The 19,905-nt window shown below is 68.2% G+C and carries 18 protein-coding genes and 1 pseudogene; 13 read left to right on the plus strand and 6 right to left on the minus strand.

Annotation, left to right across the window (positions count from 1 at the left end):
• Positions 1-244 precede the first annotated feature (244 nt).
• Positions 245-1,453 (minus strand): right-handed parallel beta-helix repeat-containing protein, encoded by a 1,209-nt coding sequence (locus AB0M62_RS10925; RefSeq protein ID WP_366073825.1) that lies wholly within the window; start codon positions 1,451-1,453, stop codon positions 245-247.
• A 515-nt stretch (positions 1,454-1,968) separates the two neighbouring features.
• On the opposite strand from AB0M62_RS10925, the pseudogene AB0M62_RS10930 reads away from it, so the two are divergent.
• The 3 genes and pseudogenes from AB0M62_RS10930 to AB0M62_RS10940 form a co-directional block, all read left to right on the plus strand.
• A pseudogene (locus AB0M62_RS10930) lies at positions 1,969-3,110 on the plus strand (MFS transporter); the annotation flags it as partial.
• 151 nt (positions 3,111-3,261) lie between these two features.
• Positions 3,262-3,696 carry a peptidase inhibitor family I36 protein gene (locus AB0M62_RS10935; protein WP_366073826.1) on the plus strand — a complete coding sequence of 145 codons (435 nt, stop codon included), beginning with the start codon at positions 3,262-3,264 and terminating at the stop codon, positions 3,694-3,696.
• Between the two features lie 49 nt (positions 3,697-3,745).
• Positions 3,746-4,060: a small hydrophobic protein gene (locus tag AB0M62_RS10940; RefSeq protein ID WP_366073827.1), complete on the plus strand. Its 315-nt coding sequence runs from the start codon at positions 3,746-3,748 to the stop codon at positions 4,058-4,060.
• 9 nt (positions 4,061-4,069) lie between these two features.
• On the opposite strand, the gene AB0M62_RS10945 is transcribed toward AB0M62_RS10940, so the two are convergent.
• Both AB0M62_RS10945 and aceE read right to left on the minus strand, forming a co-directional pair.
• Complete coding sequence (locus AB0M62_RS10945; RefSeq protein WP_366073828.1) at positions 4,070-4,843, minus strand: potassium channel family protein; 774 nt, start codon at positions 4,841-4,843, stop codon at positions 4,070-4,072.
• A 74-nt stretch (positions 4,844-4,917) separates the two neighbouring features.
• Entirely contained in the window at positions 4,918-7,650 is a 2,733-nt protein-coding gene (gene aceE, locus AB0M62_RS10950) for a pyruvate dehydrogenase (acetyl-transferring), homodimeric type (RefSeq protein WP_366073829.1), read from the minus strand.
• Between the two features lie 420 nt (positions 7,651-8,070).
• Here aceE and AB0M62_RS10955 point away from each other — a divergent pair, with 420 nt between their 5' ends.
• The 6 genes from AB0M62_RS10955 to AB0M62_RS10980 all read left to right on the plus strand — a co-directional run bounded on the left by AB0M62_RS10955 (position 8,071) and on the right by AB0M62_RS10980 (position 12,462).
• Complete coding sequence (locus tag AB0M62_RS10955) at positions 8,071-8,511, plus strand: DUF3052 domain-containing protein (protein ID WP_366073830.1); 441 nt, start codon at positions 8,071-8,073, stop codon at positions 8,509-8,511.
• Between the two features lie 108 nt (positions 8,512-8,619).
• Complete coding sequence (locus AB0M62_RS10960; protein ID WP_366073831.1) at positions 8,620-9,087, plus strand: peroxiredoxin; 468 nt, start codon at positions 8,620-8,622, stop codon at positions 9,085-9,087.
• 109 nt (positions 9,088-9,196) lie between these two features.
• Positions 9,197-9,772, plus strand: coding sequence for a TerD family protein (locus AB0M62_RS10965; RefSeq protein WP_366073832.1), 576 nt, complete (start codon positions 9,197-9,199; stop codon positions 9,770-9,772).
• An 88-nt stretch (positions 9,773-9,860) separates the two neighbouring features.
• The gene (locus tag AB0M62_RS10970; protein ID WP_254373980.1) at positions 9,861-10,436 is read left to right on the plus strand and encodes a TerD family protein; all 576 of its coding nucleotides are present in this window, start codon (positions 9,861-9,863) and stop codon (positions 10,434-10,436) included.
• Positions 10,437-10,485: 49 nt separating this feature from the next.
• Positions 10,486-11,625 carry a DUF475 domain-containing protein gene (locus AB0M62_RS10975; protein WP_366073833.1) on the plus strand — a complete coding sequence of 380 codons (1,140 nt, stop codon included), beginning with the start codon at positions 10,486-10,488 and terminating at the stop codon, positions 11,623-11,625.
• A 99-nt stretch (positions 11,626-11,724) separates the two neighbouring features.
• Positions 11,725-12,462, plus strand: a complete 738-nt coding sequence (locus tag AB0M62_RS10980; protein WP_366073834.1) for a Tellurium resistance — start codon at positions 11,725-11,727, stop codon at positions 12,460-12,462.
• A gap of 23 nt (positions 12,463-12,485) precedes the next feature.
• Here AB0M62_RS10980 and AB0M62_RS10985 read toward each other — a convergent pair whose 3' ends face one another.
• Positions 12,486-13,307 carry a TerD family protein gene (locus AB0M62_RS10985; protein ID WP_366074010.1) on the minus strand — a complete coding sequence of 274 codons (822 nt, stop codon included), beginning with the start codon at positions 13,305-13,307 and terminating at the stop codon, positions 12,486-12,488.
• A 186-nt stretch (positions 13,308-13,493) separates the two neighbouring features.
• On the opposite strand from AB0M62_RS10985, the gene AB0M62_RS10990 reads away from it, so the two are divergent.
• Genes AB0M62_RS10990 through AB0M62_RS11005 form a run of 4 tightly spaced genes read left to right on the plus strand, consistent with a single transcriptional unit; the run spans position 13,494 to position 18,771 of the window.
• Positions 13,494-14,657, plus strand: coding sequence for an HpcH/HpaI aldolase/citrate lyase family protein (locus AB0M62_RS10990; RefSeq protein ID WP_366073835.1), 1,164 nt, complete (start codon positions 13,494-13,496; stop codon positions 14,655-14,657).
• Positions 14,658-17,255 (plus strand): phosphoribosyltransferase, encoded by a 2,598-nt coding sequence (locus AB0M62_RS10995; RefSeq protein WP_366073836.1) that lies wholly within the window; start codon positions 14,658-14,660, stop codon positions 17,253-17,255.
• Positions 17,252-18,067 carry an HAD family hydrolase gene (locus AB0M62_RS11000; RefSeq protein ID WP_366073837.1) on the plus strand — a complete coding sequence of 272 codons (816 nt, stop codon included), beginning with the start codon at positions 17,252-17,254 and terminating at the stop codon, positions 18,065-18,067. The genes AB0M62_RS10995 and AB0M62_RS11000 overlap by 4 nt, the downstream gene beginning before the upstream one ends.
• Before the next feature lie 44 nt (positions 18,068-18,111).
• Complete coding sequence (locus AB0M62_RS11005; protein ID WP_366073838.1) at positions 18,112-18,771, plus strand: class I SAM-dependent methyltransferase; 660 nt, start codon at positions 18,112-18,114, stop codon at positions 18,769-18,771.
• A 65-nt stretch (positions 18,772-18,836) separates the two neighbouring features.
• Here AB0M62_RS11005 and AB0M62_RS11010 read toward each other — a convergent pair whose 3' ends face one another.
• A complete protein-coding gene (locus tag AB0M62_RS11010; RefSeq protein ID WP_366073839.1) occupies positions 18,837-19,061 on the minus strand; it encodes a zinc ribbon domain-containing protein in 225 nt (74 codons plus the stop codon).
• 166 nt (positions 19,062-19,227) lie between these two features.
• A complete protein-coding gene (locus AB0M62_RS11015; RefSeq protein ID WP_366073840.1) occupies positions 19,228-19,797 on the minus strand; it encodes a DUF4383 domain-containing protein in 570 nt (189 codons plus the stop codon).
• Positions 19,798-19,905 lie beyond the last annotated feature (108 nt).

Below are 19,905 nucleotides of genomic sequence, written 5' to 3' on the forward strand. Positions count from 1 at the left end.
GAACACTAACTAACCCTGGACCGCCATCATCACCAGCGCGAACCAACGACTCCAGCTCCTGCCGAACCCCGGCTGACCAGCCACATCACCGCCCCTACGACCAGCACCCCACAACCGGAGCCGTGGAACCAGGCGCCCACCCGGCACGACAGCCGGGCCGGCGGCATCCCCATTCGCAGCCCAACAAGCCGAAACGGCCCGCCAGAACTCAAGACAACCAGCGGACCGTCACGAAAGATCGAGGCTAGAGGCAGATGCCAGGGGGGGCCGCGTTCGGGCCAATGTTGCGAATCCAGGTGTTGGCCGTGCCGTCGGTGCCGGTGCCGCTGGTGTTGTCGCGGCAGTCGAGCATGCCGTTGCGGCGGGCGACGTTGGAGTCGATGGTGTTTCCCCCGTTGCCGCCGGCATCGATGCGGATGCCGTCGCCCGCGTTGTCGCTGGCGCTGTTCCGGGAAATGACGGAGTTCGTGAGGGAGTTCGCTGCCACGCTGATGCCGTGGCCGACGATGCTTGATTCGGAATTTCTGATGATGTTGCCGGTGATGGTGACGTTGGCGTTAGGCGTAAGGCCAAAGGCGTTGGCCCGCACGCCTAGGAAGCCTCTCTCAATGGTGTTGGAGGTGATCCTCAAATTCGTGTTGCTGTCGCCGAAGAAGATCCCGGGGGCGCCAAAGTTGTCCTGGATGATGTTACTCCCTAGGGAGACGTTGCTGGACTTGAAGATGAACGCAAAGGCTCTATCCTCCAAGGAGGTGTTTCTGTTTACTCTGACATTGTCGACTCCTCCGGGTGTCAGTGCGTCCAGAAGGACACCAGAGTTTTCGTTACCGGAAAAGGTGTTTGTTTCGATGTCCGCGTTCTTCAGGCCCGCGTCCGAGTAGACTCCGTTGCCGCTTGCAGAACCGGGTTCATTGTTCTGGCGGATACAGTTCTGTTCAACCTCGGAAAGGTCTGTGCCGCTGGAGTTGAAATAGACTCCGAATACATTGTCCTGGATCACGTTCTGCCGTACTTGGTGGCCCGAGTGTGCCGCACTCGTGACAATGCCATAACTGGAGGTATTGTTTTGAATGGTGAAGCGGGAGAACCTGATGCCGTTCTCCGCCAAGCGGACACTGCCTGAACCGTTCGCCGACTGAATGATCGCCTGTCTGGACGGATCCGGAGCTCCCGCCTGGTGGCACGCTGTCCCTGTGGGGGCGGCGGCCGGTCCGACCAACCGCAAATTCGCCTTGTTCACGGTGACAACCTCGTTGTATGTTCCGGCGCAGACCCTGATCTCATCTCCTGGCGAGGCCGCAGTAATCGCTGCCTGGATCGTGGTGAAAGGTGCACCCGGGCATTGCACTCCGTTGTCATCCACAACGAGTACGGTCTGAGCTGCCTGGCTGGGCACTGCCGGGAATGCTGTAGCCGCTGCCACGCACACCGCGACAAGAATCGTCTTCTTCATGGTTTTCTCCTTGGCTCTCGGTGCAGACCGCAATCCGGTCGTGCGGCAGTACAGTCGGCTAGGTGGCACATATCCCGGCAGCCGGACTGGTGGAATTGGCTTGCATTTGCGCGGACTCCATCAGTTACGTAAACCGAACGAAGCGCGGGCAGGTACTCGCTGATCACGAAGCTAGGTGGGTCACACTGGGTGTGCAAGCGGTAGCACTCCGTATGCACCACTAGTCGCACTCCAGCGCAATACCAGCGCCGAACGCGCCAAGCTGAAGGGACGCGACTACTCGGCCGAGGCCTGGAAGCCGTGGCTCGCTGTCTCGGCCGCCGTCCAGGCCGCGGTGACCGAGCATGCGGCGGCCACCCAGCAGTCCCGGTACGAGGTGGAGATGGCCGTCAAGAAGCTGCAGGCGAATCATCGCGGCCGACTCGAGCGTCCCGCGCGCGCCAGGAAAGCGGCCCCCGACAGCCGCGCGGCGGCCGTCTCTGCCGATCGGCCCCTGGCAGCAGCCATAGACGCATATCTGGGGCATGGTCATCGGCGCCTCGACCGCGGGCGGCCCGACCGTCGGCGGCCTCCTCGTCGAGCACGTCAGCTGGCAGTCGGTGTTCTTCATCAACGTGCCGGACGATGTCGTCGCCCTGGTCTCCGGCCTGGTGATCCTCCGGGACCACCGGGCGGAGAAGGCGCCGAGGTCCTTCGACCTGCCGGGCATCCTTCTGCTCTCCGGCGCCATGGCCTCCCTCATCTGGGGGATCATCAAGGCCGGTGAGTCGTGGGGCTGGGGCAGCGCCAACACCTGGGGCTTCCTCGGCGGCGCGGCTCTGCTCTTCGCCCTGTTCGCCTTCTGGGAGACCAAGGTGGCGGAACCGCTCATCCCGCTGGGCATGTTCCGGTCCGTCCCGCTGTCGGCCGGTGTCGTGCTGATGGTTCTGATGGCCTTCGCCTTCATGGGCGGCCTGTTCTTCGTGACGTTCTACCTCCAGGGCGTCAAGGGCCTCAGCCCGGTCGACAGCGGCCCTGCACCTGCTGCCGCTGACGGCCATGATGATCGTCTCCTCGCCACTGGCCGGCGCGCTGATCACGAAGTTCGGCCCGCGCATTCCGCTGGTCGGCGGCATGGTCTGCACGGCAGTCGCCATGCTCGGCATGATCACCCTTACCACCAACACCGGCACGCTGGCCATGTCCCTCTGGTTCGCCCTGCTCGGTCTCGGCCTCGCGCCGGTCATGGTCGGTGCCACCGAGGTCATCGTCGGCAACGCCCCGCTGGAGCTGTCCGGTGTCGCGGGTGGTCTCCAGCAGGCCGCGATGCAGGTCGGCGGCGGCGCTGGGTACGGCCGTACTGGGCGCCGTCATGTCCGCCAAGGTCAGTGCCGACTTCGCCGCCAACTGGCAGTCGGCCGGCATCCCCGTTCCGGCCGACCCGAAGCTGGAGCAGGCGGCCGAGTTCGGCATCGTTCTGGCCGAGCTCACTCAGGCTCCGGGGATGACGCCGGACCTGGCGGATCGGATCGGCGGGGTCATCCACGACACGTTCATGTCCGGCATGGGGCTGGCCTTCACCGTGGCCGGCGTGGTCGCGGTGGTCGCGGCCGTCGTCGCGCTGTTCACCAAGCGTGGTGCGAACGCCGACATGGGCGCGGGCGCGGCCCACATCTGACGTCAACCGCGTACGTACGAGAGCCCCGCCGGGCGGTTCCGGCGGGGCTGTCGCCTATCCGGGTGGACCCGGCCGGGTGGTCTTCCGCCGAAGCTGCCGGGCGGGTCAGGGTGCGGACAACTGATCCGCACGACCACGGGGGTTGATCCGTATGCGCAAGACCGTCACCGCTGCTGCCGCGCTTGTCCTGGCCGCAGCCGCACTGCTGCCGCAAGCCCCTGCCCACGGCGCCTCACATGCCGCCGCTTCACACGCAGCCGCTTCACATGCCATCGCCACACAAGCCGCCGCCTCGCCGCCCCGGTTGGGCGCGTGCGCGGCGGGCCAGCTCTGCCTCTGGGCGAAACCGGACTTCAGGGGCGCCCGCCAGACGTACGAGCTGACCGGCATCGACATCGAGAGCTGTGTGGCCCTTCCGGCGGGAACCACCGCCCAGGCAGTCGCCAACCGCACCGGACGACCCGTCACCACCTACCAGTCCGCCGAGTGCGCGGAGACGGGCGAGTTCGAGACGTACCCGGGCGGCGGCACCTGGCTGCCCCAGTCTCCCTACCAGGTAAGGGCGTTCAAGGTCTGGGAGAGCTGAACCGGGGTACCCGAAGTCCGAGCCCCCTGTTCGACAACCCTTGGGAGTGATGATGGCGGGCTTCGGACACACCACGCGTACGCGCAAGCACCCCCGCTCGCGAGGCCGGACGTGGTCGCGGAGCGGGCCGGACCGCGCGACGCTGGGCATCGTCGGGCTGATCTGCGCGATCGCCGGGTTCTTCGTGCTGGGGATCATCCTCGGCCCGGTGGCGATCGTCTGCGGATGGCTCGGCATGGGCCGCCGCTGGAACGGCGCACATCCGGTACCGGCGCTCGTCGCCGTCGTACTCGGAGCGATCGACACGATACTGGCGATCGTCTGGCTGGCCGGGGCGTCCGCCCCGACGGTCTTCCTCCAGTAGCCGTACCGGCTACACCCGCGGCCCGTCCGGGGCCGGTGCTGCCTGAGCGGGCAGTTGCGCGGCCCCGGAGAGCCGGCCGACCTCCGCGCGCAGCGCCCTGACCTCATCGGTCAGCGCGGCGATCGCGGCGGTCTGCCGGCGCTCCTCCACGTCGTCCCGCTCGAAGCGGGCGATGAACCAGGCGGCGATGTTGGCGGTGACCACACCGAGCAGGGCGATGCCCGAGAGCATCAGCCCGACGGCGAGCACCCTGCCGAGCCCGGTGGTCGGCGCGTGATCCCCGTAGCCCACCGTCGTCATCGTCGTGAAGGACCACCACACCGCGTCGCCCAGGTTCTTGATGTTGCCGCCCGGCGCGTCCCGTTCGACGCTCAGCACGGCCAGTGAGCCGAACATCAGCAGACCCACCACCGAGCCGCCCACGTACGTCGTCAGCTGTATCTGCGGGGCCATCCTGGCCCGCCGCCCGACCAGCAACAGCGTGGAGACGACGCGCAGCAGCCGTAGCGGCTGGAGCAGGGGCAGCAGCACCGCGAGCAGGTCCAGCCAGTGGCTGCGAACGAAGAACCACCGGTCGGGGGTGAGGACCAGCCGCACCAGATAGTCGGCCGCGAACGCACCCCACACCGCCCATTCGGTGACCGTACAGGCGGTGCGCACCGCGGAGTTGGCGTCCGGGGCGACGATCGGCACGGCGTAGGCGATGCCGAACGCGATCGCGAGCGCCAGCAGGGGCGTTTGTGTACGCCGTTCCCACCGCATCTGTGCTGGTTGCTGCTTCATGCCGGCATCGTAGAGCGCCGAGGGGCGGCGGGACCCATGGGTCCCGCCGCCCTCGGACGTACAGCCGCGGACGCCTACGCGTCGCCGCCCGCCGCACCCGGGTCCGCCGCGGCCACGTTCAGCAGCTGGTAGCGGTCGACGGCGGTCTTGAGCGCCGAGCGGTCGATCCGGCCCTCCTTGGCGAGCTCGGTGAGCACCGCCAGGACGATCGACTGGGCGTCGATGTGGAAGTAGCGGCGCGCCGCACCACGGGTGTCGGCGAAGCCGAAGCCGTCCGCACCCAGCGAGGTGTACGAGCCGGGAACCCAGCGCGAGATCTGGTCCGGCACCGAGCGCATCCAGTCGGAGACCGCCACGAACGGGCCCTGGCTGCCGGAGAGCTTCTGCGTCACGTACGGGAGGCGCTGCTCCTCCTCCGGGTGGAGCAGGTTGTGCTCCTCCGCCTCGACGGCATCGCGGCGCAGCTCGTTCCAGGAGGTCGCCGACCAGACGTCCGCTCTGACGTCCCACTCCTCGGCGAGGATCCGCTGGGCCTCGACGGCCCACGGCACGGCGACACCGGACGCCATGATCTGCGCGGGGACGGCACCGGACTCGCCCGCCCGGTAGCGGTAGATGCCCTTGAGAATGCCGTCCACGTCGACATCGGCAGGCTCCGCCGGGTGCTGAATCGGCTCGTTGTAGACGGTGAGGTAGTAGAAGACGTCCTCGGCGTTCTCGCCGTACATCCTCCGCAGACCGTCCTTGACGATGTGCGCGATCTCGTAGCCGAAGGCCGGGTCGTACGCGACACAGCCCGGATTGGTCGAAGCGAGCAGCTGCGAGTGGCCGTCCGCGTGCTGCAGACCCTCACCGGTCAGAGTCGTACGTCCGGCGGTCGCACCCAGTACAAAACCGCGCGCGAGCTGGTCGGCCATCTGCCAGAACTGGTCACCGGTGCGCTGGAACCCGAACATCGAGTAGAAGACGTAGACCGGGATCAGCGGCTCGCCGTGCGTCGCGTACGCCGAACCGGCGGCGATCAGCGAGGCGGTGCAGCCGGCCTCGGAGATGCCGTCGTGCAGCATCTGCCCGGTCGGCGACTCCTTGTACGCGAGCAGCAGGTCGCGGTCCACCGCTTCGTACTGCTGGCCCAGCGGGTTGTAGATCTTGGCGCTCGGGAAGAACGCGTCCATGCCGAACGTGCGGTACTCGTCCGGGGCGATCAGCACGAAGCGCTTGCCGATCTCCTTGTCCCGCATCAGGTCCTTCAGGATGCGGACGAACGCCATGGTCGTGGCGATCGACTGCTGGCCCGAGCCCTTCCTCGCGGCCGCGTAGGTCTTGTCCTCCGGCAGCACCAGCGGCTTCGCCCGCACCACGCGGGTCGGGACGTAACCGCCCAGGCTCTTGCGGCGGTCATGCATGTACTGGATCTCTTCGGAGTCCCGGCCCGGGTGGTAGTACGGCGGCGCGCCGCTCTCCAGCTGCTGGTCCGTGATCGGGATGTGCAGCCGGTCGCGGAAGCGCTTGAGGTCCTCGACCGTCAGCTTCTTCATCTGGTGGGTGGCGTTGCGGCCCTCGAAGTTCGGTCCGAGCGTCCAGCCCTTGACCGTCTGCGCCAGGATGACGGTCGGCTGACCCTTGTGGGCCTTGGCCGCCGCGTAGGCCGCGTAGACCTTCTTGTGGTCGTGGCCACCACGGCCGAGGTGCAGGATCCGCTCGTCGGTCATGTTCTCGACCATCGCGCGCAGCCGGTGGTCGTCACCGAAGAAGTGCTCGCGGATGTACGCGCCTGTCTCGGTCGCGTACGTCTGGAACTGACCGTCCGGCGTGATGTTGAGCTTGTTGACCAGGATGCCGTCGCGGTCCTGTGCGAGCAGCGGGTCCCAGGAGCGGTCCCAGACCAGCTTGATGACGTTCCAGCCGGCGCCGCGGAACTGCGACTCCAGCTCCTGGATGATCTTGCCGTTGCCCCGCACCGGCCCGTCGAGGCGCTGCAGGTTGCAGTTGACGACGAAGGTCAGGTTGTCGAGGCCCTCACGGGCCGCGATGGAGAGCTGGCCCAGTGACTCGGGCTCGTCCATCTCACCGTCGCCGAGATACGCCCACACGTGGGACTTGGAGGTGTCGGCGATGCCGCGCGCCTCCATGTAGCGGTTCATCCGCGCCTGGTAGATCGCGCCCAGCGGGCCGAGGCCCATCGAGACGGTCGGAAACTCCCAGAAGTCGGGCATCAGCCGCGGGTGCGGGTAGCTGGAGAGGCCGTACGGGGCCTTCGACTTCTCCTGGCGGAACGCGTCGAGCTGCTGCTCGCTGAGCCGGTCCAGCAGGAAGGCGCGCGCATAGATACCGGGGGAGGCGTGGCCCTGGAAGAAGATCTGGTCGCCGCCGTCGCCCTCGTCCTTGCCCCGGAAGAAGTGGTTGAAGCCCACGTCGTAGAGGGAGGCCGAGGAGGCGAATGTGGCGATGTGGCCGCCGACGCCGATACCGGGACGCTGGGCACGGGAGACCATCACGGCCGCGTTCCAGCGGGTCGCGTTGAGAACCTTGCGCTCGATCTCCTCGTTGCCGGGGAAGAACGGCTCGTCCTTGGTGGCGATGGTGTTGACGTAGTCCGTGCTCCGCATCTCGGGCACGGCAACGCGCTTCTCGCGCGCGCGTTCGATCAGGCGGAGCATCAGGTAACGGGCGCGCTCACGACCGCGCTCGTCGACGGCGGCGTCGAGGGAGTCGAGCCACTCCTGCGTCTCCTCTGGATCGAAGTCCGGGACCTGGCTCGGAAGGCCGCCAATGATGATCGGATTGCGATCGGATCCGGAAGCCACGCTGTTCCTTCGCTGTCGGTATTGCTCTACGGGGTTTCTGTGCGGGTGTCGCGCCGTCTCCCATCGTGTACCGCGGGGGGCGGAAACGTCATCTCTACCGATAGGTAACCAGCGGGCGGGCCCGGCCAAATCGCAACCTTACGCCCAAGGCGTTCAAGTGGTTCGTAAGGCCGTTCGCCCCCGAACGGCGTACCGATGCCTCAGGATGTGACAAAGTCGTCCGAAAGGCGTGGCATGGATCACTCGGAGGCTTCCTGGCGGTGCCTGGAGTTGCGGCGACACGGCCGTAAACGTCACCGTTTCGACGGTCTCGGCGGCCGGGTACTTGCGCGATCCGCCGCGCCCGTGTGGACTACGCCCAATGCTGCGCGTACGCGCGTGGCTGATGGCAATCCCAAAAACATGATCAGGAGGCAAGCCGTGAGCGCGACCGCGGACCACGCGGAGGAGCGGACCAACCCTGCCGCGAGGCTGGGTTTCCAGCCCGAGCAGGTGGTCCAGGAGATCGGCTACGACGACGACGTCGATCAGGAGCTCCGCGAGGCCATCGAGGAACTCATTGGCAGCGAGCTCGTCGACGAGGAGTACGACGATGTGGCCGATGCAGTGGTGCTGTGGTTCCGAGAGGACGACGGTGACCTGACGGACGCGCTGGTCGATGCCACCCAGCTGATCGAAGAGGGTGGGCCGGTCTGGCTGCTCACCCCCAAGACCGGCCGCGACGGGTACGTCGAACCGAGCGACATCAACGAGGCCGCACAGACCGCGGGCCTGTCCCAGACCAAGAGCGTCAACGCCGGCAAGGACTGGACCGGCAGCCGTCTGGTGACCCCCAAGGCAGCCAAGTCCGGCAAGCGCTGAGCCGCAGGCTCCGCCGCAAGCGATCAGGGCCCCCGTCGACACCCGTCGGCGGGGGCCCTGTGCGTAGGCTGGGCTCCCCGAATGGCCCACCGAAGGGATATGCGACTCATGGCGATCGAGGTTGGCACCAAGGCCCCGGACTTCGAGCTCAGGGACAACCACGGCGCGACCGTTCGGCTCTCGGACTTCAAGGGCGAGAAGAACGTGGTGCTGCTCTTCTACCCGTTCGCCTTCACCGGCGTGTGCACCGGCGAGCTGCGTGCCCTGCGGGACGAGCTGCCGAACTTCGTCAACGACGACGTGCAGCTGCTCGCCGTCTCCAACGACTCGATCCACACGCTGCGCGTCTTCGCCGAGCAGGAGGGCCTGGACTACCCGCTGCTGTCCGACTTCTGGCCGCACGGCGAGGTCTCGCGCGCCTACGGCGTCTTCGACGAGGAGAAGGGCTGCGCGGTGCGCGGCACCTTCGTCATCGACAAGGACGGCGTGGTGCGCTGGACCGTCGTCAACGCGCTGCCCGACGCCCGCGACCTGAACGAGTACGTCAAGGCGCTCGACGGCCTCTCGGCCTCCTGAACGTTGCGCTAAGAGGGTGTTTCGGCCGGGAACCGGTCACTAGGATCGTCACGTTGATCCGAATACCAACGCAAGACGGGGCCCAGCCCCTCAAACCAATGGAGGACTCGTGGGAGTCAGCCTCAGCAAGGGCGGCAACGTCTCGCTGACCAAGGCCGCCCCCAACCTGACGGCGGTCATCGTCGGTCTGGGCTGGGACGCTCGTACCACCACCGGCGGGGACTTCGACCTCGACGCCAGCGCGATCCTGACGAATGACCAGGGCAAGGTCGCCAACGACTCGAACTTCGTCTTCTTCAACAACCTGAAGAGCCCGGACGGCTCGGTCGAGCACACCGGTGACAACCTCACGGGTGAGGGCGAGGGCGACGACGAGGTCATCAAGGTGAACCTCGCGGGCGTGCCGACCGACGTTGCCAAGATCGTCTTCCCGGTCTCGATCTACGAGGCCGAGAGCCGCCAGCAGAGCTTCGGCCAGGTGCGCAACGCGTACATCCGCGTCGTGAACTCGGCGGACAACAACGAGCTGGCCCGTTACGACCTGAGCGAGGACGCCTCGACGGAGACCGCGATGGTCTTCGGCGAGCTTTACCGCAACGGCGCCGAGTGGAAGTTCCGCGCGATCGGCCAGGGCTACGCCTCGGGCCTGCGTGGCATCGCGCAGGACTTCGGCGTCAACGTCTGAGCAGGCCGTCTTCGTCCGGCGCCGCACTCCGAGTGCGGCGCCGGACGTGCCTGTTCATCCACACCGTCAGCTGGGGAGGACAAAGATCATGGGCGTCACGCTCGCCAAGGGAGGCAATGTCTCCCTCTCCAAGGCCGCACCGAACCTCACCCAGGTGATGATCGGGCTCGGCTGGGACGCGCGCTCCACCACGGGGGCCGACTTCGACCTGGACGCCAGCGCGCTGCTGTGCAATGCCGGGCGCGTACTGGGCGACGAGTACTTCGTCTTCTACAACAACCTCAAGAGCCCGGACGGCTCGGTCGAGCACACCGGTGACAACCTCACGGGCGAGGGCGAGGGCGACGACGAGTCGATCCTGCTGGACCTCTCCAAGGTGCCGGCCAACGTCGACAAGATCGTCTTCCCGGTCTCCATCCATGAAGCCGACAATCGCGGCCAGACGTTCGGCCAGGTCACCAATGCGTTCATTCGCGTGGTGAACCAGGCGGACGGCCAGGAGCTGGCCCGCTACGACCTCTCGGAGGACGCGTCCAGCGAGACGGCGATGATCTTCGGCGAGGTCTACCGCTACGGCGGTGAGTGGAAGTTCAGGGCGGTAGGGCAGGGGTACGCGTCGGGGCTGAGGGGCATCGCTCTAGACTTCGGGGTCAACGTTTCGTAAAGCCGCGCACGGCGCGGGGGAGACCCGTACACACATGATTGGGTAGCCAGTGGTTCTGAAAACCTTCGGCTGGTCGTTCGCGGTCACCGCGCTCGGTCTGGTCGCAGCGGTGTTCTACGGAGGATGGACCGGATTCGGGATCGTGGCGATCCTCTCCGTCCTCGAGATCTCGCTGTCCTTCGACAACGCGGTGGTCAACGCCGGAATCCTGAAGAAGATGAGCGCCTTCTGGCAGAAGATCTTCCTCACGATCGGCATCCTCATCGCCGTGTTCGGCATGCGGCTTGTCTTCCCCGTCGTGATCGTCGCCATCAGCGCCAAGATCGGCCCCATCGAGGCCGTCGACCTCGCGTTCAACAACCCGAACCTCTACGAGCAGCTGGTCACCGACGCCCACCCGGCGATCGCCGCCTTCGGTGGCATGTTCCTGCTGATGATCTTCCTCGACTTCATCTTCGAGGACCGCGACATCAAGTGGCTCGGGTGGCTGGAGCGGCCCCTGGCCAAGCTCGGCAAGATCGACATGCTCTCGGTGTGCATCGCCCTGATCGTGCTGCTCGTCAGCGCGACGACCTTCGCGATGCACGCCCACCAGCACGCCGGGCATGCCGACAAGTCGGCGACCGTGCTGCTGTCCGGTGTGGCGGGCCTGGTCACGTACCTGATCGTCGGAGGTCTCTCCGGATACTTCGAGAACAGGATCGAAGAGGAGGAGGAGCGCGAGCACGAGGCCGAGGAAGCGGCCAAGAAGACCGGTAAGCCGGTCTCGGCGGTCGTACTCGCCGGCAAGGCCGCGTTCTTCATGTTCCTCTACCTTGAGGTCCTCGACGCGTCCTTCTCCTTCGACGGTGTCATCGGCGCCTTCGCCATCACCAACGACATCGTGCTGATGGCGCTCGGCCTGGGTATCGGCGCCATGTACGTCCGGTCGCTCACGGTCTACCTGGTCCGCCAGGGCACCCTGGACGACTACGTCTACCTCGAGCACGGCGCGCACTACGCGATCGGCGCACTCGCGATCATCCTGCTCATCACCATCCAGTACCAGATCAGCGAGATCATCACCGGTCTCGTCGGTGTCGTCCTGATCGCCGCGTCCTTCTGGTCCTCGATCCGTCGCAACAAGCGGCTCGCGGCGGAGGGCGGAGGAGGTTCAGGCGACAAGGAAGAGCTTCCATCCGGGGTGTGACCCGGACTGGATTGCGGAACGCTCTACGCGGGGCGGCCATACGGGCACACAGCCCGCAGGCCGCCCCGCGGCCTTGTGACAAGACACCTGGGGGGTGGGATGGGCTTCTGGGACGGTCTGTTTCCGAGGCGGACCGCGCAGTTCGAATCGGGCAGCGCCTCGTCCAACGCCATTGAGCTGACCAAGCGGCACACGACGGTCTCGCTCAGCAAGCAGGGAGCGGTCAGCGGCAATCTGCGGGTCAACCTCTCCTGGCGGATGAGGACCTCCGACATAGGCGGGAGGTCCCGGCAGAGCGGTCAGTTGCTGCGCCACCCGTTCAAGCTGTTCAAGCCCGAGGTCGTGCAGGCGCACACACAGGGCATGGTGAACGTCGACCTCGACATCGGCTGCCTGTACGAGCTGACGGACGGCAGCCGCGGTGTGGTGCAGCCGCTGGGCAACTTCTTCGGAAGCCTCAACGCGCCGCCGTACGTCAAGCTCAGCGGTGACGACCGGTTCGGTGCCCCGTCGGGCGAGACGATATTCGTCAATCTCGACCACGCCGAGCAGATCAAGCGGCTGCTGGTGTTCGTCTACATCTACGACCAGACGCCCGCCTTCGACCGGACCCATGCCGTGGTGACGCTCTACCCGAGCAACGGCCCGCGCATCGAGATCGAGCTGGACGAGCGGGCTCCACAGGCCCGCTCGTGCGCGGTGCTCTCCATCGAAAAGGTCAAGGGCGAGCTGATCGTCCGCCGCGAGGTGAAGTTCGTCTACGGCTTCCAGGCCGAGCTGGACCGGCTCTACGGGTGGGGGCTGCAGTGGGGCAGGGGCTACAAGACGAAGGTCTGACGGGGCGGGGCGCGCTCGACCGCTCAGCGGGGCAGGAACTGGGGGCCCTGCGGCGGCAGCCTGAAGTCCGGGTCGGCCGTGGGCGCCGGGATCGTCGCGGCCGGCTGCGGATAGCCGTACGCGGGCTGCGCGGACGCCGGCTGGGGGTAGCCGTACGCGGGCTGCGTCGTGGGCGGCGGAGGCACCTGCGGGTACCCGTACGCGGGCTGGGCCGGTGGCTGCGGCTGCTGCACGGGCGGCGACTGCGGTTCGGGCGGGGCCGCCGGGCCGGCCGGAGCCCCGTCCGGTGCCGCCGCCTCACCCTCGTCCACCGAGATGCCGTGGTTCGTGGCCAGACCCACCAGGCCATTGGAGTACCCCTCGCCCAGCGCGCGGAACTTCCAGCCTTCGCCACGCCGGTACAGCTCGCCGCAGATCAGCGCCGTCTCGGCACCCGTCTCGGGGCGTACGTCGAAGTAGGCGAGCGGCTCGCCGCTGCCCTGCGGCGTGGCGTCGTAGACGAGAATGCGCAAATCCCGTACCCGCTCGAAGGGGACATCCTCGGCCGACGCCACGATGAGCACCCGGTCCACCGCGGGCTCGAGTCCGGCCAGGTCCGTCTGGACCGCGTCCGTGACGCCGTCCGCCAGACGCTTCTTGCCCAGTCGCCACACCAGCCCCGAAGGATGGCGTGGCTGGTTGTAGAAGACGAAGTCCTCGTCGGAGCGCACCCGGCCGTCGGTGCCCACCAGCAGGGCCGAGGCGTCCACGTCCGGAACGTCCGGGCCGGGGGTCCAGCGCAACACGGCCCTGACCGCCGTGGCGTCCACGGGGACGTTCGAGCCCTTCAGCATCGCGTGCGTCATGCCGGTCATCCTGCCTCCCCCGAGAGGGTGGGGACAACGCGGGGCTCTTGTTCTCCGCGCACGACATGGGCATGGTGCAAGCGGGTTACCTGGATTTCATGTGCTTGGGGAACTCTTGACATGCATTCGTACGTACTATTACCGGCCACGTCCGATTGGGCCGCCAAGGCAGTACGGGGGAAACACATGCGTCATTTCGGGCATCTTTCGCCTGCTGTCCGTGCGGATCTCTTCCACCAGGAACCGTGCGACTTCACCGCCGCCTCCCCTGCCCGCACGCTCGCCGCTGCCCTCGGCGCCACGCTCTACAGTCCCGCCACCCGCCCCAGGCTTGCCGACGACGTACGCAAGCAGGTCGGCCGCGGAGTCGTCTCCATGGTGCTCTGCCTGGAGGATTCCATTGACGACGCCGAGGTCGCCGCGGGCGAGGAGAACCTTGTCCGGCAGCTCGCCGACCTTGACGCGGGCGGTGAAGAGAGCCCGCTGCTCTTCATCCGAGTCCGGGAGCCGGGTCAGATTCCGGACCTGGTGCGCAGGCTCGGCCCCTCGGTGCGACGGCTGTCCGGATTCGTACTACCGAAATTCACGGAAGAGCGTGGCGTTCCTTTCCTGGAGGCGCTCACCACGGCGGAAACATCGAGTGGGCACCGGCTCTTCGCCATGCCCGTCCTCGAGTCGCCCGAGCTGCTCCATCTCGAGACCCGTACCGAGACGCTCACCGGTATCGCCCGCACAGTGGACAAGTACCGCGAGCGGGTCCTCGCACTGAGGCTCGGCGTCACGGACTTCTGCTCGGCGTACGGGCTGCGGAGATCCCCCGACATGACCGCGTACGACGTCCAGATCGTCGCCGCGGTGATCGCCGACGTGGTGAACATGCTGGGACGGGCGGACGGCACGGGCTTCACCGTGACCGGACCGGTGTGGGAGTACTTCCGCCTCCAGGAGCGCATGTTCAAACCCCAGCTGCGCCGCAGCCCCTTCATGGAGGGACGGGCGGAGGAGCTGCGTGCCACGCTCATCGAGCACGACCTGGACGGGCTGCTGAGGGAGATCGAGCTGGACCGGGCCAATGGCCTGCAGGGCAAGACCTGCATCCACCCGTCGCACGTGCTGCCCGTGCATGCGCTGTCCGTCGTCAGTCACGAGGAGTTCAGCGACGCGCAGGACATCCTGCGGCCCGAGCGGGGCGGCGGCGGGGTGCTGCGTTCGGCGTACACGAACAAAATGAATGAAGTGAAGCCTCACCGCGCCTGGGCCGAGCGCACGCTGCTGCGGGCCGAGGTCTTCGGCGTGGCGAAGGAAGAGGTCGGCTTCGTGGAGCTGCTCACGGCCGGGCTCTCCGGCTGAATGACGAGGGAAGAGAAAGTCAACGTGGTCTGGTCGGGAACGTGGGTCGCCGAGCGGCTGGGCGTCGGGCTCGAAGGTGACGAGCGGCTGAGCGAGCTGCTGGGGCTGGCCCTGCGCCGCAACCCCAAGCGGGCGCATCTGCTGGTGTCGAACGTGCTGGGCAAGCACGTGCCGCAGTCGCCGTCGGTCGTGTACGACACGGGCTTCGCGCTCGGCGCGCGGGTGCGGGCGCTGCTGGGCGACGCCGAGGCGGCCCGCGCGGTCGTTCTCGGATACGCAGAGACGGCAACCGGCCTTGGCCACTCCGTCGCGGACGGCATGGGCCTCGCGCCGTATCTGCACTCGACGCGCCGCCCGGTCGACGGGGTCGCCCAGGCGGGCGGTTTCGAGGAGTCGCACTCCCACGCGACCTCACACCTGCTGCTGCCGGAGGACCCGCGTCTGCTGGCCGGAGACGGCACGCTGGTCCTGGTGGACGACGAGTTCTCCACCGGCAACACGGTGCTCAACACGATCCGTGCCCTGCACGAGCGGTACCCGCGGAAGCGGTACGTCGTGGTCGCCCTGGTGGACATGCGCTCGCCCGCGGACCTGGACAGGCTGGAAGCGCTCGCCGGGGAGCTGGCCACGCGGATCGACCTGATAGCCCTGGCCCGGGGAACGGTCCGGCTCCCGGCCGGCGTACTGGAAAAGGGCCGGCAACTGGTCGCGGAACAGGAGGCGGCGGCTGCCGTCCCTGCCGACGGGCCCGGCGCGACCGGGCAGCGGCGGTCCGCCCCGGTCTCGCCCACCGGAGCGTGCGCCAGGGTGGCGCTCGGCTGGCCGCGCGGAGTTCCCGACGGGGGGCGGCACGGGTTCACGCCCGCGCACCGCGCGGAGCTGGAGGCCGCACTGCCGGGCATGGCGGCGCGGATATCCGACGCGCTCCGCGCGCCCGCGGCGGGAGCCGAGGGGCAGCCGGCCGGAGAGCCGGAGCGCGTGCTCGTCCTCGGCTTCGAGGAGCTCATGTACGCCCCGCTCCGGCTGGCACAAGCCCTGGAGGACGCCGGTGCCGCGCCCGAGGTGCGGTACTCGACCACCACTCGGTCGCCCGTCCTGGCCGTCGACGACCCCGGGTACGCGATACGCAGCCGGATCGTCTTCCCCGCCCACGACGCCCCGGCCGACGGCCCCGGCGAGCGCTACGCCTACAACGTCGCGGGCGCCGGCTTCGACGCGATCGTCGCCGTCGTCGACTCCGCCGCCGACACCCCCGAGCTGCACGCCCCGGACGGACTGCTGGCTCAGCTCGCCGCCCACGCGCCGCGTGTGGTGCTGGCCGTCGTCCCCTCGTACGTACCTGAGCACGCACCCGAGAAGCACGCACCTGAGAAGCACGCATCAGAGCGGCACGCGCCTGAAAAGCACGCAGCAGTGCAGCACGCATCCCCTCAACGGCAGGAGCCGTCCATGCCCGAGCCGCTGCGCGGCCCCGCATTCTCCTCCTACGCCCCGGACGAGGTCGGCTGGCTGCTCCAGGACCTCTCCGACGTGGAGCTGGAAGCCCCCACCGAAGAACGCGAGGAGGCGATCCAGGCGGGCGGCGCTCACTACGCCGAGTCGCTGCCCGTCGAGTACCAGCCGACCGCCGCATACCAGGAGCTGTTCCAGGCCGCCCTGGAGACCTCCGCGGCCCGGATCGCACGGGCCGTGGGGGCAGTCACCGAGACCGTGCTCGCGGAGCGCTCGCCGCGCCCCGTCCTGGTCTCCCTCGCCCGCGCCGGCACACCCGTCGGCGTACTGATGCGCCGCTGGGCACAGCACCGGCACGGCCTGGACCTGCCCCACTACGCGGTCTCCATCGTGCGCGGCCGGGGCATCGACACCAACGCGATGCGGTGGCTTGCCGCCCACCACGACCCCGCCGACGTCGTCTTCGTCGACGGCTGGACCGGCAAGGGCGCGATCACCCGTGAGCTGGCCGAGGCACTCGCGGAGTTCGAGGAATTCCAGGGCTTCGACCCGGAGATCGCCGTCCTCGCCGACCCGGGCGGCTGCGTCCGGACGTACGGGACCCGCGAGGACTTCCTCATCCCGTCCGCATGCCTCAACTCGACCGTGTCCGGGCTGATATCCCGGACCGTCCTGCGCGCCGACCTGGTCGGACCGGACGACTTCCACGGCGCCAAGTTCTACCGGGAACTGGCCGGTGCCGATGTCTCGGGACACTTCCTGGACTCCGTCGCGGCCCGCTTCGCCGAGGTCGAGGATGCGGTGGACGCCGATGTGAAGGAGCTCCTCGCGGCGAACCGTGAGCCCACCTGGGAGGGCTGGGCAGCCGTCGAGCGGATCAGCGAGGAGTACGGCATCCACAACGTGAACCTGGTCAAGCCGGGAGTCGGCGAGACGACCCGCGTCCTGCTGCGCCGCGTCCCCTGGAAGATCCTCGCCAAGCGCGGAGCCGGTGCCGACCTCGACCACGTGCGGCTGCTCGCCGAGCAGCGCGGCGTACCGGTCGAGGAGGTCGACGAACTCCCGTACACCTGCGTCGGATTGATCCACCCGCAGTACACGCGTGGTGCGACGGGCGCGGACGGCAGGGCGGTGGCTGCACAGTGAGCATCCTCATCGCCAGCGACCTCGACCGTACGCTGATCTATTCCGCCGCCGCGCTCGGTCTGACCATGCCCGACGCGGAGGCCCCGCGCCTGCTCTGCGTCGAGGTGCACGAGCGCAAGCCGCTGTCGTACATGACGGAGAGCGCGGTGGGGCTGCTCACGCAGCTCACCGCCGACACCGTGTTCGTACCGACGACGACCCGCACCCGCAAGCAGTACCAGCGCATCCGGCTGCCCGGCACCGCCCCGAAGTACGCCATCTGCGCGAACGGCGGGCACCTCCTCGTCGACGGCGTCACCGACCACGACTGGCGAACCCAGGTGGCCGGCACCCTGGCCGACGAGTGCGCCCCGCTGGAGGAGATCCGCGCCCACCTGGCCACCGCGGCCGACCCGGCCTGGCTGCGCAAGGAACGGGTCGCCGAGGACCTCTTCGCCTACCTCGTCGTCGAGCGGGAGCTGCTCCCCGAGGACTGGGTCAAGGAGCTGGGCGCGTGGGCCGAAGGCCGCGGCTGGACCGTGTCGCTGCAGGGCCGCAAGATCTACGCCGTACCGAAGCCGCTCACCAAGAGCGCGGCCGTACGGGAAGTCGCGCGCCGTACCGGTGCCACGCTCACCCTCGCCGCGGGCGACTCGCTCCTCGACGCGGACCTGCTGATGGCCGCCGACCGCGGCTGGCGGCCCGGGCACGGCGAGCTGGCGGAGTCGGGCTGGAACGCCCCTCACCTGACCGTGCTGCCTCAGCAGGGCGTGGCGGCGGGGGAGGAGATCTTGCGCGAGTTCGGCCGCGCCGCGGCCCTGGGCCGGTCCTGACCTTGGTATCTGTGGAGTTCCGGCCCTGACAGGGAGCGCGCACGATGAGCAAGGGAAACACCACCAAGATCACGGACAAGCTTTACGCGTACATGCTCGCCCGCAATCCTCCGCTGAGCGACGTCCAGCGCGAGCTCGTCGAGACCACGTACGCCGAGCTGCCCGAGCACGCCGGCATGACGTCGGCGGAGGAAGAGGGTCCGCTGCTGGCGTTCCTCGTCCGCCTGACGGGCGCGAGGCACATCGTGGAGGTGGGCACCTTCACCGGCTTCTCCGCGCTGTCCATGGCACAGGCGCTGCCGGCCGGCGGCACGCTGATCGCCTGCGACATCTCGGAGGAGTGGACGGCGTACGGGCGCGAGGCCTGGGCGAAGGCGGGTGTCGCGGACCGCATCGACCTGCGGATCGCGCCCGCCCTGGAGACGCTGCGAGCGATGCCCGCCGAGCCGCACATCGACATGGCGTACCTGGATGCGGACAAGAGCAGCTACATCGCGTACTGGGAGGAGCTAGTGCCGCGGATGCGGCAGGGCGGCCTGATCGTCACGGACAACGTGCTCTTCCACGGCGCGGTGACCGACCCGGCGGCCACCGGGGCCGCGGAGGCGATCAAGGAGTTCAACGAGCACGTGGTGGCGGACACGCGCATGGACAGCGTGATGCTGACGGTCGCGGACGGCCTGACCCTGTCCCGCAAGCGGTAGCGGAGCTTCCGACGGCTGCGGGTTGTCCGCTGTCCGCTGTCCGCTGTCCGGCTGTCCGGCGGGACTCAGCCGCAGCAGCCGCCTCCGCAGCAGCCGCCCCCGCCGCCTCCGCCGCCCTGGGCGGGCGCGGGCGCCGCCGACCGGCTTCCGCCGACGGCGACGGCCGACAGCAGCTTGACCGTGTCGTCGTGCCCGCCTGGGCAGGCGGCGGGCGCGGAGGACTCCGCCATCGGCCGGCTGAGCTCGAAGGTGTCGTCGCAGGTCCGGCAGCGGTATTCGTAGCGAGGCATGTGCCAAGGCTATCTGCTGTGGGCCGGGGGACCGGCAGGCGACGGGCGGTGCCTCGGCGAGGGGCGGTGACTCGGCTGCAGGGCCCCGCAACCTGGGGCACGTCCCTGAGGCGGACGCGGACCTGGACGGGGGCGCGGACCCGGAGCTACGCAGGCCTAAGCAGACTTACTCCGAGGTCAGCCACTTCCTTCTGCCCTCGGACCCGCCGGCCAGTTCCCGCTGCTCGCGATCGGCCCGGTCGGGGTGGCGGGCCCGCCAGTACGGATTGTCGTGCGGCAGTGCGCTGCCGACGCGGCCGTACATCCCGAAAAACATCAGCATCACACCGACCACGAAGCTGAACAGCACGTTCTGGATCCTGAAGGCCAGGAAGTTGAAGTCCGTCTCCAGGAGGGCCATGTTCACGAAGCCGCTCAGGATGAAGGCGATGCCGAGGATCATGTTCACGCTGGATGCGAAGTTGCCGCCGATGACCATTCCGACGAAGAGCAGCAGTCCCACACAGATGGAGAGCACGCTCAGAGCGCCGTTGGTGTTGAGGCCCGCGACCGTGTCACCGCCGGTGTCGAAGAAGCCGATCCGGTCGGTCAGGCCCAGGATGCCGAAGGCGAGCAGTACCAGGCCCATCAGGCCCGCGCCCACCCGGTAGAACTTGCTGAGGCGGTGATCGACGGGCAGATGCTCGTCGAGGTGAATGCGGCGCCGGGGATGTGAGTGGAGTACCTGGCCGGCCATCTCGGCCTCCTTGCTCAGCGTTCAGCCGTATGCGAACCACGTCACTCCAGGATCCGCCCGGCCTCCGCGCGCGACAACTCAGCCCGCACGGGCGGCGACTCAGCTTGC

The sequence above is a fragment of the Streptomyces sp. NPDC051219 genome (assembly GCF_040682335.1).
GTDB lineage: Bacteria > Actinomycetota > Actinomycetes > Streptomycetales > Streptomycetaceae > Streptomyces.

Bases quoted from the DNA above. Each gene is read 5' to 3' on its own strand.
- AB0M62_RS10925 (WP_366073825.1), bottom strand. From the start codon at position 1,453: ATGAAGAAGACGATTCTTGTCGCGGTGTGCGTGGCAGCGGCTACAGCA.
- AB0M62_RS10940 (WP_366073827.1), top strand. From the start codon at position 3,746: ATGATGGCGGGCTTCGGACACACCACGCGTACGCGCAAGCACCCCCGC.
- AB0M62_RS10935 (WP_366073826.1), top strand. From the start codon at position 3,262: ATGCGCAAGACCGTCACCGCTGCTGCCGCGCTTGTCCTGGCCGCAGCC.
- AB0M62_RS10970 (WP_254373980.1), top strand. From the start codon at position 9,861: ATGGGCGTCACGCTCGCCAAGGGAGGCAATGTCTCCCTCTCCAAGGCC.
- AB0M62_RS11005 (WP_366073838.1), top strand. From the start codon at position 18,112: ATGAGCAAGGGAAACACCACCAAGATCACGGACAAGCTTTACGCGTAC.
- AB0M62_RS10995 (WP_366073836.1), top strand. From the start codon at position 14,658: ATGACGAGGGAAGAGAAAGTCAACGTGGTCTGGTCGGGAACGTGGGTC.
- AB0M62_RS10960 (WP_366073831.1), top strand. From the start codon at position 8,620: ATGGCGATCGAGGTTGGCACCAAGGCCCCGGACTTCGAGCTCAGGGAC.
- AB0M62_RS11015 (WP_366073840.1), bottom strand. From the start codon at position 19,797: ATGGCCGGCCAGGTACTCCACTCACATCCCCGGCGCCGCATTCACCTC.
- AB0M62_RS10985 (WP_366074010.1), bottom strand. From the start codon at position 13,307: ATGACGCACGCGATGCTGAAGGGCTCGAACGTCCCCGTGGACGCCACG.
- AB0M62_RS10945 (WP_366073828.1), bottom strand. From the start codon at position 4,843: ATGAAGCAGCAACCAGCACAGATGCGGTGGGAACGGCGTACACAAACG.
- AB0M62_RS10980 (WP_366073834.1), top strand. From the start codon at position 11,725: ATGGGCTTCTGGGACGGTCTGTTTCCGAGGCGGACCGCGCAGTTCGAA.
- AB0M62_RS10990 (WP_366073835.1), top strand. From the start codon at position 13,494: ATGCGTCATTTCGGGCATCTTTCGCCTGCTGTCCGTGCGGATCTCTTC.
- AB0M62_RS11010 (WP_366073839.1), bottom strand. From the start codon at position 19,061: ATGCCTCGCTACGAATACCGCTGCCGGACCTGCGACGACACCTTCGAG.